This window comes from Cloacibacterium sp. DMC96 (assembly GCF_056313765.1).
Window position 1 is genome coordinate 1,342,204 of sequence record NZ_JBQUZQ010000001.1, and the last position, 14,416, is coordinate 1,356,619.

General features: G+C 33.1%; 14 protein-coding genes. 13 read left to right on the forward strand and 1 reads right to left on the reverse strand.

The features are described from left to right. The first annotated feature begins 1,001 nt into the window (after positions 1-1,001). The 6 genes from ACT53I_RS05970 (at position 1,002) to ACT53I_RS05995 (ending at position 6,715) form a co-directional block, all read left to right on the forward strand. Complete coding sequence (locus ACT53I_RS05970; RefSeq protein WP_476078878.1) at positions 1,002-2,144, forward strand: methionine aminotransferase; 1,143 nt, start codon at positions 1,002-1,004, stop codon at positions 2,142-2,144. 546 nt (positions 2,145-2,690) lie between these two features. Then, on the forward strand, positions 2,691-4,175 hold the full coding sequence (locus ACT53I_RS05975) for a hypothetical protein (protein ID WP_476078879.1): 1,485 nt from the start codon (positions 2,691-2,693) through the stop codon (positions 4,173-4,175). 270 nt (positions 4,176-4,445) lie between these two features. Beyond that, the gene (locus ACT53I_RS05980) at positions 4,446-5,018 is read left to right on the forward strand and encodes an REP-associated tyrosine transposase (protein WP_476078880.1); all 573 of its coding nucleotides are present in this window, start codon (positions 4,446-4,448) and stop codon (positions 5,016-5,018) included. A gap of 182 nt (positions 5,019-5,200) precedes the next feature. Continuing rightward, a complete protein-coding gene (locus ACT53I_RS05985; protein WP_476078881.1) occupies positions 5,201-5,842 on the forward strand; it encodes a hypothetical protein in 642 nt (213 codons plus the stop codon). Positions 5,843-6,167: 325 nt separating this feature from the next. Further along, on the forward strand, positions 6,168-6,416 hold the full coding sequence (locus ACT53I_RS05990; RefSeq protein WP_104793574.1) for a type II toxin-antitoxin system ParD family antitoxin: 249 nt from the start codon (positions 6,168-6,170) through the stop codon (positions 6,414-6,416). Next, the gene (locus ACT53I_RS05995) at positions 6,416-6,715 is read left to right on the forward strand and encodes a type II toxin-antitoxin system RelE/ParE family toxin (protein ID WP_476078882.1); all 300 of its coding nucleotides are present in this window, start codon (positions 6,416-6,418) and stop codon (positions 6,713-6,715) included. Before ACT53I_RS05990 ends, ACT53I_RS05995 begins: the two co-directional genes overlap by 1 nt. A 152-nt stretch (positions 6,716-6,867) precedes the next feature. Here ACT53I_RS05995 and ACT53I_RS06000 read toward each other — a convergent pair whose 3' ends face one another. Further along, on the reverse strand, positions 6,868-7,236 hold the full coding sequence (locus ACT53I_RS06000) for a hypothetical protein (RefSeq protein WP_476078883.1): 369 nt from the start codon (positions 7,234-7,236) through the stop codon (positions 6,868-6,870). A 204-nt stretch (positions 7,237-7,440) separates the two neighbouring features. On the opposite strand from ACT53I_RS06000, the gene ACT53I_RS06005 reads away from it, so the two are divergent. The 7 genes from ACT53I_RS06005 to ACT53I_RS06035 all read left to right on the forward strand — a co-directional run bounded on the left by ACT53I_RS06005 (position 7,441) and on the right by ACT53I_RS06035 (position 14,263). Then, positions 7,441-7,944 (forward strand): c-type cytochrome, encoded by a 504-nt coding sequence (locus tag ACT53I_RS06005; RefSeq protein WP_476078884.1) that lies wholly within the window; start codon positions 7,441-7,443, stop codon positions 7,942-7,944. Between the two features lie 26 nt (positions 7,945-7,970). Beyond that, positions 7,971-9,971, forward strand: coding sequence for a Sec-dependent nitrous-oxide reductase (gene nosZ / locus ACT53I_RS06010; protein WP_476078885.1), 2,001 nt, complete (start codon positions 7,971-7,973; stop codon positions 9,969-9,971). An 89-nt stretch (positions 9,972-10,060) separates the two neighbouring features. Next, positions 10,061-10,648 (forward strand): hypothetical protein, encoded by a 588-nt coding sequence (locus tag ACT53I_RS06015; RefSeq protein ID WP_476078886.1) that lies wholly within the window; start codon positions 10,061-10,063, stop codon positions 10,646-10,648. A gap of 1 nt (position 10,649) precedes the next feature. Then, positions 10,650-11,063 carry a nitrous oxide reductase accessory protein NosL gene (locus tag ACT53I_RS06020; RefSeq protein ID WP_476078887.1) on the forward strand — a complete coding sequence of 138 codons (414 nt, stop codon included), beginning with the start codon at positions 10,650-10,652 and terminating at the stop codon, positions 11,061-11,063. A 305-nt stretch (positions 11,064-11,368) separates the two neighbouring features. Then, on the forward strand, positions 11,369-12,619 hold the full coding sequence (nosD, locus tag ACT53I_RS06025; RefSeq protein ID WP_476078888.1) for a nitrous oxide reductase family maturation protein NosD: 1,251 nt from the start codon (positions 11,369-11,371) through the stop codon (positions 12,617-12,619). Between the two features lie 166 nt (positions 12,620-12,785). Beyond that, positions 12,786-13,499: an ABC transporter ATP-binding protein gene (locus ACT53I_RS06030; protein ID WP_476078889.1), complete on the forward strand. Its 714-nt coding sequence runs from the start codon at positions 12,786-12,788 to the stop codon at positions 13,497-13,499. After that, positions 13,496-14,263 carry an ABC transporter permease subunit gene (locus tag ACT53I_RS06035; protein WP_476078890.1) on the forward strand — a complete coding sequence of 256 codons (768 nt, stop codon included), beginning with the start codon at positions 13,496-13,498 and terminating at the stop codon, positions 14,261-14,263. The genes ACT53I_RS06030 and ACT53I_RS06035 overlap by 4 nt, the downstream gene beginning before the upstream one ends. The last annotated feature ends 153 nt before the right edge of the window (positions 14,264-14,416 follow it).

Consider the following 14,416-nt stretch of genomic DNA (forward strand, 5'->3'; position numbering starts at 1 on the left):
TTTGAAAATGTGGTAATTTGAAAATGAGGTGACGGTGTGGGATACGGTGTAAAGTTGTAAAGTTGATGAGTTGTGAAGTCGTAAGGCGTAAGTTGTGAGTTGTGAAGTCGTGAAGTTGAAATATTTTTCTTGATGAAGAGATTCTTCACTACTCTACGCTTCGTTCAGAATGACATGGTTATGTTTTTTGCTCACGATTAGGAATCTGTTTCAGTGGGAGAATTATTTTTGATACGCAAAGATTTTTTATTATTCCTATGTTTTTAAGGAAGCAAAGTAGGAATTCGCTAGCGAATTGACGAAGCGTGTGTTTTAAATTTTTTTTTTCGAACGTATTTATTTGTGTTGTGGCTTCGACTACGCTCAGCCGCCGTGTATGAAAATTATTTTTTATGCTCTTTTGTTTTATTTTTGAAACGCAAAGGTTTTTATTATTGAATTACTTTTTTAAGTGAGCTAAGTTGGCGAAATTCATTCGCTCTGAAGCGAGGTGGAAATTGTTATTTAAACAGCCTTTTTTTATCACAAAGTTCACGGAGATGGAGTGAAATGATTCTGTTTTTGAGGGCTCTGAGGAACAGCGGAGATGTTCTCGATTAGGGATTAGGGGTGAGGGGCGGCGAGGTGAAATCGTAAAGTTGAGGAATTGTGAAGGAGTGCGAGAGTTTCTATCACAAAGTTCTCGGAGAGGGAGTGAAATGATTGTGTTTTTGAGCGCACTAAGGAACATCGGAGATGTTCTGGATGTGGATGGGTTCGCAATCCTTTGGTCTTTGCTAAGCTACTAGTGTGTGAAAATAATTTTCTTTTCCCCGACCCTGACTTCGGCTACGCTCAGTCACCGATGTGGAAAATTATTTTTATCTATTGTGGCTTCACAGGAAAAATTTGGTATAATAAAAGCCACACGAAAGGATTCGTGCGGTTATGCCAAGTGAAGATTTGGTAAAAAAGGAGGTTTTTCAAAGGGAAAAAAGATTATTTTTGAATAAACTATCGAAATGAAATTACCCATAAAACATCACGGAGCCGAAATTACCATCTTTTCTGAAATGACGGCACTTGCCCAACAATTTGGAGCGGTGAATCTGTCTCAAGGTTTTCCTGATGATGACATCGATGAGGCTTTGAAGAAGTTTCTTGCAGAAGGAACAAATAAAAATTTTAATCAATACGCTCCCAGTTTTGGTTTTCCTGCTTTGATAGAGAACCTCATCACGTTTAATTATGCCAGAAAAAATCCGATAGATTTTACTGCTTCGGAAATTACGATTACGCCAGGAGCGAGTTATGGAATTTACACCGCGCTTTCTGCGATTTTAGAAATGGGCGATGAAGTGATAGTGCTGGAACCTGCTTATGACAGCTACATTCCTTCTATTGAAATGAATGGCGCAAAGCCTATTTTGGTTTCTTTGAACGAAGATTTTTTACCCGATTTTGAAAAAATTAAAACGGCAATTACTGAAAAAACAAAGGCTATCCTCATCAATTCCCCGCATAATCCTACGGGAAAAATCTGGAGAAAAGAAGATTTTGAAAAACTCTATCAACTCATCAAAGACACCGACATCATCGTTATCTCCGATGAAGTGTATGATTTGATTACCTTTGATAACGCTGAATTTTACAGTGTTTTTCATCATGCGGAACTTAGACATAGGAGTTTTGCCATCTTTTCTTTTGGGAAAATGTTTCATCTCACGGGTTGGAAAGTTGGGTATGTTTTGGCTTGTGAAGAATTGACCAAAGCTTTTAGAAAAGTGCATCAGTACATCAGTTTCAGTGTAAATACTCCTGCTCAGTATGCTTTGGCGAAATATTTAGAGGTTTTTGACGCTCCAAAAAATCAACAGTATTTGCAGGAAAAAAGAGATTTCTTTTTGGCTCAATTTAAAGATTTGCCTTTTACATTTAAAGAAAAATCCGAGGGAAGTTATTTCCAGATTGCCAGTTATGAGAACATTTCTAACTTACCTGACAAGGAATTCTGCATTTGGCTCACGAAAGAATACCAAGTTGCCACAATACCGCTTTGTTCGTTTTACCAAGACCAAAGAAACACGGAAATGATTAGATTCTGCTTTAGTAAAAAGCCTGAAACGATTTTGAAAGCTGTAGAGCATTTGAGAAGGTTGGTGTGATGGTTTGAAAACCACTCCAAAGGAATTGTAAGGTAGCGATGATTTTTTTGTATGTTCTTTTGACTTCGTCGAACCACTGCGTTAGGTTTGGCTTGAACCAAAAGAACCAAAAATTGCCTCAACCATTTTATTATTTTCAAAGGAATCAGCGAAACTTTGTTTTTTTAACGCTTGCGGTTTCCTAGGACGTCAATTGCAACTTTATTTACAATAATGAGGCAGATTTAATCATACATTTTTAATAAAACACTTTAGAATATCCAATGATCAAAGTTTACACTTTAAATTTTTTAATAAAAAAGGAAAACAGTATTTTATAATCTTTTTGATTTTATTAACTTTGTATAAAACTAATAAGCAAAACTTAAAATCTATAACATAATTACAATAAAATTTTACAGCAGTGGCTATGTGGGTTCTAACCTCTGATGGAAATTTGCAGAATCCCACGAACGGAAGTAAACTTCATTCGTAGAACTTCGCAAATCTGCCGAATCTTTATCTGTAATTTTCCCTAAACTCACGACCAACAAAATATTTCATAAAATGAAAATTAAACTTTTATCATTATTTCTTTTTATATTTTTGATCTCATGTAATAGAGATGACAACAATATTGACACTAAAAGTTCAATAGAATTGTCTATTTTAAATTTTACCGCAACCTCAATTTCTTTGGATTATAATATAAAAAATATTTCAGGTGAAAAGTATTTAATATATAGCAAATCGGAAAATTTTGATTTACAAAATTGTGAAAAAAAAATTGTTTTAAATAATTCAAACAATATTCAAGTTAGTGATTTGACATCTAATACTAAATACTTTTTTAAGATTTCCTATACGGAAAACAATACTATTAAATATAGTGATGTGATTTCAGCAATAACAAAGGAAATTTCATTTTCAAATATATTAGATAAAGATATAGGACTTACTCCTGAAAACGGAAGTTTTATATATTTAATGGACAGTGAGTTAGATGAATCAAAATCATTTTTATTTTTATTAACTAGGCAAATCAAACAATATTCAGGGGTAAAAAAAATAGAATTACATAAAATAGACTTAAATGGAAATTTAATCTGGAGTAAATTAATTCAAGATTCGCCTTCTCCATACACATATAAAATACAACTTTTATCAGATCATAATATTGCAGTAATAACAGGAACAGGTAACCAAAAAGCGACTATAATAACAAAAATAAATCCAAATAATGGTGATTTAATATGGCAAAAGGAATATCCTGTAATTGATCTAAACGGGGTGCAAGCTAATTTAATTTTGGGTTATAAATATCAAAATAATCTAATTAAAATAATAACAGGCGGTGGATACGAAATTGAAGAGTTATGGGTAAATAATGAAGGTGGAATCATATTACATAAAACTTTAAAAACAAATAATATTGTATTCAATAGAATGACTTATTCTGAAGATGGTAGCGTTTTTGATATTTATAATGGTGACAAAATAAAAACTGATGCTTTGGTTACTTATGATGGATTAATTCAGAAAATAACTATTAATGATGATGTTTGTAATAAGTTGTACGAAAAGTATTATGGTGATTATGGCGGCGACGACTCTTTTGAAAATTTTTTATTAAAGGAAAATAATATATATGTTCAGGGATTTTATGGTGGAACAAGTGGTTTTACTGATAAGCAGAAGTGGGTATTAAAGTTAGACTTGAATGGTGAAATTTTATGGCAGAACAAACAGCCTTCAAGAAAAGATTTTATCTATCAAGGAAGAGATATAAAAATAAATGAGAACAATGAATTGTTTTGTTTAATGCATGAAATTTATTATCCTAACTATAATGCTTATGACTATACATCATTAACAAAATTCAATAACAATGGTAATTTAATTTGGACATGGAAAAGTGCTGATGATTTTAATAATGAGAGATTTTCCTCTAATAAAGTTTTTGAAACCAACAAGAACGAATTTATGATTACTGGATGGAAATCTCCTGGTGTGGGAAGTATTTGGATTAAGAAAATTAAAGTAAATGAATAAAACTACAGAGAACATATTCTATAAAAAAAAACAAATAAAATTTAGTTTCTTTTATTCTTTACTAAGCGCTGAAACTTATTTAATTTAGGTCTATTAATCCTATAAGAGAAGTGTTTAATGAAATCCTTGGAAATCTCTAATGAGCAAAGCTTAACCCGATGTCGCGGATTTGTAATCCGTGACTATACTAAAAATAATAGATGACTAATCATTAAATAAACAGCCACTTCTTTGTTGCTGTTTTTTTATTATTTTTACTCAAAACTAATAATGTCAACCAAATACAAAGCCACTGAAATTTCACAGGCATATTTCATTACTATTACCACAGAAGGTTGGGTAGATGTATTCACAAGACTACCACAAAAACATTTAATCATAGATGCACTCAAGTATTGTCAAAAAAATAAAGGACTTGTTGTATTTGCATATTGCCTTATGCACAGTCATTTGCATTTATTTTGCAGAGCAGATGGAGATTTAACATTATCAGAAATTATGCGAGATTTTAAAAAATATACTTCTAAAAAAATAATCCAAACCATACAAGACGAACCAGAAAGCAGAAGAGAATGGCTGTTAGAGTATTTTAGCAAAGCTTGCGAACATTTATCACGACCACAGCAATACAAAGTTTGGCAAGATGGCTATCATGCAGAAGAAATTTTTTCAAACCATTGGATAAAGGAAAAAATAAAGTACATACATGAAAATCCTGTAAAAGAAAAGATTGTAACGGAAGCAGAAAATTATTATTTTAGCTCTGCAAGAAATTATGCTGATTTAGATAGTGCTTTAGATGTCGAAGTCGTTTTCATGGGTTGGGATAACCACAAAATATAGAAATAGTCACGGATTACAAAACATCTAGTAAAATAATAGTAGTCACGGATTACAAATCCGCATTGAGCATAGATAATTATAAAAGAGTAATAGTCACGGATTACAAATCCGCGACATCGAGATAAACTTCCTTCTCGGTACTTCGCAAATCCGCCGAAACTTTAGCTGTAATTGTACCACAAATGCTGTCCTATAAAGAAAAATTGAAAGTATTTTATTTAATTTTAATTTCGTTCTGTAGCTTTAATTTAGCTGCTCAGAAAATTAACAAATCTGAAATCATAAAAATTTCAGATAGTATTATTCTTGCAAATACAAATTCTCACCTCATAGAATTTTTCAACGCAACTGAAGGAAGTTATTGTAGATATAAAAGCGGAAAAACAATAGAGATTGATCAATTGGATTTATCGCAAATACAAGAAATGTGGGTACATTATAAATTCAATCACCCTGAATTAAGTCCAATTTCTAATGGTTTATGGGTAAAATTAGATGAAGATTTTAAATTAATAGAACCTTTAGATCTAAAGTTTATCCCAGAATTTCTATGGAAAAATGAAGCAAAAAATTTCATAACTAAAGAAAAAGCCAAGCAAATAGCAATTTCAAAATTCGAAAAAAAAGGTATTAAAATTGATGATGCTGAACTAATGTATAATGATAAAACTAATTCTTATGTATACATTGTACATAATAAACTAAATGAAAAACCAAATTCAGCAAATAAACCTTCAGGAAACACGGAAGTAATAAAAGTTGATGCAATAACAGGCAATATTGTTGAAAAATTTGATGGATATTACGGTTTAATAATTAGATAAATTACAACTACAGCTAAGCGAGGTTTAAGGCTAAGTTGAACTGCTCTACTTTTTTAGCCACCAATATTTTCCTCAGTTTTTATATTTTTTTCAAAGGAATCGGAGAATCTTCGATTTTCCAATTCCACATATTTTAATAGTTTAGTTCCATTGAAAAAATATTGGCTGCGATAGTTCTGAACCTGTACTTTCGTTCTAATTAAGCCCGCAATTCACCAATACTTTTTCTTTATCTGCAAACAGATTTGACCAATATTGCGTAAATAATTTTGGATTAAATACCAAAAATTGGTATATTTGATTTTGAATTTTAAATCAGATTGTTATGGCAAAAAACACTTCGATTTTATTGGGCGATTATTTCGACAATTTTATCAATTCACAAATAAAAAATGGAAAATACTCTTCTGCAAGTGAAGTGATAAGAGCTGCTTTAAGAATGTTTGAACACGAGGAAACTAAAAAGTCTGAATTAATTAAAGAACTTAAAAAAGGAGAGAAATCTGGATTTTCAGCAAGTTTTAATCGAGAAACATTCAAACAAAATTTACATCAAAAATATTCTGCCGAATAATGAATTACAAAATTAGTAAACAAGCAGAAATTGATTTAGAAAACATTTGGCTTTATACTTTTGAAGAATGGTCGATTGATCAAGCAGATTATTATTTTGATTTGATTATGGATGAAATCGAATATATTTCGAAAAATCCAAAAACGGGTAAAGATTATAATGAAATCAGAAAAGGTTATTTTCGTTCACGCGTAAAATCTCACTTTATATTCTACAAAATAAATCTTAAAGAAGAAAATATTGAGATTATTAGAATTCTTCATCAACAAATGGATATAGAATCTCATATAAATGACTAATAAACCGCAATTCTAACAGTAGATAAGATAGATAGCCGTTGCACAACTCCCATTTTTTGAAAAAAGCACTTTGATGTCGCATTCTATAACAAAAACAAAATCCTCAAATTGAAATCAATTTGAGGATTTTTTAAACAACGTAATAAAGCTATTTATTTGAAAACACTAACATTTCCTTGCTTGTCTGTGAGTCTTCCTGAATTTCCATCATCAGACAGTTCCCAAGCATAAAAACCGTCTGTAAAAATAGGTTCGCCTTTTGGATTTGTTCCTTTTGCTACCAATTTGTGTTCTTCTTCATCATTCTTTTTAAGGGTCATCGCTAAATCGATTCCTTCGGCAAAATACGTTACCACTATGGTTTCTCCTTTATCATTGGTCAATGTTTTAGCCTCTTGTTTTAAAGAAACTTCTTTAGAATTTTTATCACTTATCATTGAAGTGTTCTGTGTAGCATCAGCTTCTTTTTTACAAGAAATCAAGAAAGCGAACATTGCTAAGATTATCCAATTATTTTTCATATTGATTCAATACTATTTTTTGAAAGAAATGAGTCCACTATATGAGCAGTCATTATTTTTAAAAATAATCACAAAAATGCTCTTCTGTTTTACAGGTGCAAATTTGCTAATAAATGTCATGTTTATTTTATGACTCAAGTCATAAATCCCAACTGTTAAACTCCGTTAAATTTGTTATCAAATTAATATTAAAAATAAAAATATATGAAAAATTTGAAATTTCTAGTCCTTCCTATGATGGCTTTCGCGATGGTTTCTTGTGGTAATGACAAGCCTGCAGACGCTTCTGCATCTACCTCATCTACAGAAACATCTGCTACTACTACGGAAAGTAGCGCATCATCTGAATCAGGACAATACGATCCGAAAAGAGGTTTAGGTAAATATGACGAAAGCAACGTAGATGTGAGCAAATTTGACGCTGCTATGGCTGCTGAAGGGAAGAAAGTGGCAGAGGTAAAATGTACTTCTTGTCATAAACCTACAGAAGAAAAATTAGTAGGTCCAGGATGGAAAGGAGTGACTACAAGACAAACTCCCCATTGGATTATGAACTTCATCAGCAATCCAGATCCTATGATTAGTGTAGACCCAGAATTACAAAAACAATTAGAGATTTGTTTAGTGAGAATGCCAAACCAAGGGCTTAATGAAACTGAAGCAAGACAAATTCTAGAGTACATGAGAGAAATCGACGGTGCAAAATAATTTAGATAGACTATAAAAATAAATATATGAAAATTATTCAGTTATTTGGTATTTCGGCCTTTGCTTCATTAGCTTTTTTAGGCAGTTGTAAACCCAAAGGTACAGAAACCGCAGTAAGTGGTGACGCCGCAGAAAAAGTATATGTAGCTCCTGGAAAATATGATGAGGTATACAATTTCGTGAGTGGTGGTTTTAACGGACAAATGAACGTTTATGGTTTACCGAGCGGAAGATTATTGAAAGTAGTTCCTATTTTCTCTGTAAATCCAGAAAATGGGTATGGTTTCAGCGAAGAAACTAAACCTATGTTAGAAACTTCACACGGTTTTATTCCTTGGGATGACCAACACCACTTAGAATTATCTCAAACGAATGGTGAACAAGACGGAAGATGGATTTTTGCGAATGCGAATAACACTCCACGTGTGGCAAGAGTAAACCTGAAAACCTTCAGAACAGAGGAAATTATAGAATTGCCGAACTCTGCTGGTAACCACTCTTCTCCATTTATTACCGAAAATACAGAATATGTAGTGGCAGGTACTCGTTTTGCTGTTCCTACAGATGACATGAACGGAGATGTTCCTATTAATTCTTTCAAAGAAAACTTCAAAGGAGTGATTTCTTTTATCGGAGTTAATAAAGAAACTGGTGATATGAATTTATCATTCCAAATTGAAGCTCCGGGTGTAAACTTTGACCTTTCTCACGCTGGTAAAGGAAAATCTCATGGTTGGTTCTTCTTCTCTTGCTATAATTCAGAACAAGCAAATACTTTATTAGAGGTTAATGCTTCTCAAAATGATAAAGACTTTATCATGGCGGTAAACTGGAAAAAAGCGGAAGAATATCTAAAAGCTGGTAAAGGTAGAAAAGTAAAAACTCAGTATGCTCACAATAAATTTGATGAAAAAACTCAAACTGCTACCTCTAAAATGGAGCAAGAAGTGACTGTACTTTCTGCTAAAGAATTAAAAGATATTTGCTATTTCATGCCAACTCCTAAATCACCTCACGGTTGTGACGTAGACCCAACTGGTGAATACATTGTAGGTTCTGGTAAATTGGCCGCTCTTATCCCAGTACACAGCTTTAGCAAAATGCTTAAAGCCATTGAAAACAAAGAATTTGCAGGTGAATATGATGGAATCCCAATCTTAAAATATGAATCTACCCTTTATGGTGAAGTTCAAAAACCAGGTTTAGGGCCATTACACACAGAATTTGACGGAAAAGGAAATGCTTATACTTCATTCTTCGTTTCTTCTGAAGTGGTGAAATGGGATATTAAAACATTAAAAGTTCTAGACAGACAACCAACGTTCTACTCTGTAGGTCACTTAATGGTAGTAGGTGGTGATACTAAAAAACCTTACGGTAAATATCTCGTTGCTTATAATAAAATTACAAAAGACAGATTCTTACCAACAGGTCCAGAATTAACCCAATCTGCACAGTTGTATGACATTAGTGGAGATAAGATGAAACTCTTATTAGACTTCCCTACTTTTGGTGAGCCACACTATGCACAAGCTGTTCCCGCTTCTCTTATCAAAGACCAACAGGTGAAGTTCTACAATATTGCAGACAATAAACACCCTTATGCAACTAAAGGTGAAGCTGAATCTAAAGTGGTAAGACAAGGCAATAAAGTACATGTTTACATGACTTCTATCCGTTCGCACTTTGCTCCAGATAATATCGAAGGTATCAAAGTAGGTGACGAAGTTTACTTCCACGTGACCAACTTAGAACAAGACTGGGATGTACCACACGGTTTCGCCATCAAAGGCAATCAAAATGCTGAATTATTGATTATGCCAGGTGAAACTTCTACGCTGAAATGGGTTCCTAAAAAAGCAGGAATGTACCCAATGTATTGTACAGACTTCTGTTCTGCATTACACCAAGAAATGCAAGGATACGTAAGAGTTTCTCCTGCAGGAAGCAATGTTCCTCTTACTTACAGCCTCAATAATAAAGCGGATAACGCTAAAAGCCCTGTGAAAACAGCAGTCACAAAATAAATTTCTAAAAGGGCGGTTTCTACTGCCCTTTTTTACTTCTGTAACAAAAGTTACACTCTATAAGAACTTCTTATTACAATCTAAAAACAATGAAAAACAATTCATTATCTAAACTCTCTAAAATTTTGCTTATTACAAGCGGAATTGGATTAATCATCAGCATCTTCGTTCCTTTATGGGCCATTTATCTAGAAGCTCCTCAATATCCAGAAGGATTGGGCATGTTTCTCCATGCTAACAAAATCACAGGAGACTATGAAATTATCAATGGACTGAACCATTACATCGGGATGAAAGAAATACATCAGGAAGATTTTTGGGAATTTAAAATTTTACCTTATGCGTTAGGATTCTTTGCAGCGTTGGCATTTATCACCGTATTCCTCAACAATAAGAAATGGCTATATTTCTTTGCGGCTTTATTTCTTATATTTGGAGTAGCTTTCATGGTAGATTTCTATCTTTGGGAGTACGATTACGGTCATAACCTTAATCCCAATGCAGCGATTGTAGTTCCGGGCATGAGTTACCAACCACCACTTTTAGGTTTTAAACAACTTCTGAATTTCGGTGCGTATTCTTATCCTGATATTGGTGGCTGGATTATGTTTGGTGTAGGAATTATCCTTGTTGTTTTATCTTATTTAGAAATAAAATCTTCCAAAAAAGTAATATAAAATGAAAAATTTATTTAACATTCTAGGAATCATCTTTTTAGGCGTAATTTTTTCCTGTTCACCAAAAGGTCCAGAAAAAATAAACTTCGGGAAAGACCAGTGTGAACTTTGCAAAATGGGAATAGAAGACCCTAAATTCGCTACAGAACTTATTACAGAAAAAGGCAGAATCTATAAATTCGATGATCTGAACTGTATGCAAAGTTATGCCACCGAAAATGTTGAGCAAGTAGGTCAAGCCAAATTGTATGTACCTGATTTTCTTACCCATGAATTGTTCCCACTAGAAAAAGCAACTCTTATCACAGGTGGTGCCATAAAAAGCCCTATGAATGGTAATGTAGCTGCATTTATCGACAAAACCAAAGCCCAAGAAGAAGCTCAAAAATTAGGAGCGAGCTTCCTAGAACAATAAATTTCACTTTAACTTATAGCTTTTAGGCTTTGTGAGAAAGATTATTTTCTATTGTAATTCATTATAAAAATGATTAATTTTTATGTTTTTGAAACGCAAAGTTTTTTATTAAAAATATAAAAACATTAAGCAAGCAAAGTTGGTATTCGCTAGCGAATTGATAAAGCGAACGCTTTAAACGAATGTATTCGTAAACTTTGCTCACTATAATAATAATATTGATATTATATTGCTTTGCGTTTAAAAAAAATCAATACAATAGTTCATTTTAGTATTTTTAGCAAAGCCTATTTTTTTGAAACATCTTGAAAAATTTATCCAAAATATTATCTTTTTTCTTTCTCCTGAATTTTGTTTATCATTCAGCAAAAACGCTTGTGGTAGGTAAAAATCAGGCTTATAAAACCATTAACTCTGCCATTGCTCAAGCTCAAAATGGCGATACAATTTTGGTTCAAAAAGGACATTACAGAGAAGGAAACATCAACATCCAAAAATCTATTGCTCTGATTGGAATCGGCAGACCTGTCTTGGATGGTCAAATGAAGTACGAAATTGTTTCACTAAGAGCCAATAAAATTCTTTTGCAAGGTTTTAAAATCATCAATTCTGGGGAAGATGAAGTGAAAAACATAGGAGCTGTTCGTTTGTATGACAGTCAGTTTTCCACCATTAAAAATAATATTTTTGAGAACAATTACTTTGGGATTACCATTCAGAGAGGGTATCAATGTTTGATTCAAAACAATAAAATCACCACCAATAGAGGGAAATCACAAGAATTAATCGGTGATGGCGTTCACGTTTGGTCCAGTGCAGAAATTTGGATCAAAAACAATTACATTTCTGGTCACAAAGACGGCATTTACTTAGAAAAAGCCAACAACACCTTTGTTTTTAGAAATATTTCTGAGAAAAATAAACGTTATGGGTTGCACTTCATGTTCGCGCATAACAATGTCTACACCGGAAATATTTTTAAGAATAATGACGCTGGAGTTGCTGTAATGTACAGCCGAAATGTAGGCATGTATAAAAATAAATTCCTCGATAACTGGGGAGATGGCGTTTATGGACTCTTGCTCAAAGACCTTACTTTCAGTAAAATCAAGCACAATATTTTCAATAACAACACCGCAGCCATTTTTATGGATGGCACTTCTAAAGTTGACCTTTACAACAATCAGTTTTCTAATAACGGTTGGGGTATAAAACTCAATGCCAATTGCATGGAAAACCGTCTCATGAAGAATAATTTCGAAAATAATACTTTCGATGTGAGCACAAGTGGAAGTCTTGTGATGAATATTTTTAAAAATAATCATTGGGACAAATATGAAGGTTATGATCTGGACAAAGACCAAATTGGCGATGTACCTTTTCATCCCTTGAGTTTATATTCCGTTCTTTCTGAGCAAAACCCTATGATTATGTTGTTGTACAGAGCATTTTTTGTGGAGATATTAGACCGTTCCGAACGCTTAATTCCAAGTCTTACTCCAGAAAATTTTGTGGATGAGAAACCGGAGATGAAACCTAATAAGGTGATGAGGTGATGGAGTTATGGAGTGATGAAGTTGTAAAGTTGTAAAGTCGTAAAGTTGTGAAGTTGTGAAGTTGTGATGGAGTGATGAAGTGATGGATGAAGTGATGAAGTGATGAAGTGAAATGGTGAAATGATGCACTGTTTTGTGATTCTAAAAATTATTTTTATAAAAAGTTATGATTGAAATAAAAAATTTAACCAAAAAATTCAATAAGTTCACTGCGCTTAACGAGGTGAATATTCGCTTTAATGATGGGCATTCAGTTGCACTCATTGGTCCCAATGGTTGCGGAAAAACTACCCTTATTAAATGTATTCTCGGATTAAATGTAGTAGAAGATGGCGATATTTTGGTCAATAATGAAAGCGTAAAAGAACATTATCTCTACCGAAAAAATATTGGTTACATGCCTCAAATTGGTCGATATCCTGAGAATATGACCATCGCGCAAACCATTCAGATGATTAAAGATACCCGAAAAGTCTCTGAAAGCGAATTAGATACTGAACTTTTAGAAGCTTTCGAACTGGAAAGTATCTTCGACAAAAAAATGCGCACGCTTTCTGGGGGAACTACCCAAAAAGTAAGTGCTGTTTTGGCTTTTTTATTCAATCCTGGGATTATTATTTTAGATGAACCTACGGCAGGTTTAGACCCACTTGCTTCTGAAATTTTAAAAAATAAAATCATCAAAGAAAAAAACAAAGGAAAACTCATTATTATCACCTCTCACCTCTTGAGCGAATTAGATGATATTGTGAGTGAAATTGTTTTCATGAATGAAGGAAAAGTCATTGTTCACCAATCTGTAGAAGAATTAATGACCGAAAGAAAAACCGAGAAAATATCAGAAAGTATCATCAGTATTTTAAAGGAAATGAAGCCATGAACAATATCGCAAAATTCATCTTTTTTGACATTTTAAAAAATAAAATCGTCTTATTATACACCGTACTTCTTTTTGTCATTTCTTGGTCTGTACTGGGATTAGATAGCAATTACACCAAAGCTACGTTGAGTTTACTCAATATTGTTTTATTGGTGGTTCCACTTGTGAGCATTATTTTTTCTACGATTTACGTGTATAACAGCAGTCAGTTTATAGAATTATTGCTCAGTCAACCGATTGCCAGAGGTAAAATTTGGTTCAATATTTTTATCGGGCTTTCCTCCGCATTGATTCTGGCGTATTTGCTTGGTTGTGGCGTTCCTATTTTGCTCTATTCTTCTCTAGAAACTGGGTTTTCGCTTATTATCATTGGAGTAATGCTTTCGGTTATTTTCACAGCATTTGCTATGTTGTCTTCGATTGGAAGCAGAGACCGTGCCAAAGGAATAGGCATTTCGATTTTTGTTTGGTTGTTTTTCGCTATTATTTATGACGGCATTTTGTTGGTTCTCATGTTCCAATTTTCGGATTATCCCATAGAAGGAATCATGGCGACATTGGCAGCGATAAACCCTATTGGTCTTGCTCGAATTTTCGTGCTCTTGCAACTCAATATTTCAGCGATGCTCGGCTATTCTGGAGCAGTTTTTAAAGATATTTTTGGTTCAGGTGGCGGAATGGGAATTTCTATGGTGATTCTCTTCATTTGGATTGCAGTCCCTTTTCTGCTCTCTTATATCAAATTTAATAAGAAAGATTTATAATTTTCATCATTTGTGTTTTTTTGTAGATCTTCCCTCTTTTGGGAAGATTTTTTTTTAAAATATCAATTTAGCTCTTTTTCAATTCTCTGATAAATCTCACGTTTTCAAGCCTTTATTTTATGATTACAATCATAAAAGCATGACTGGGTTTGC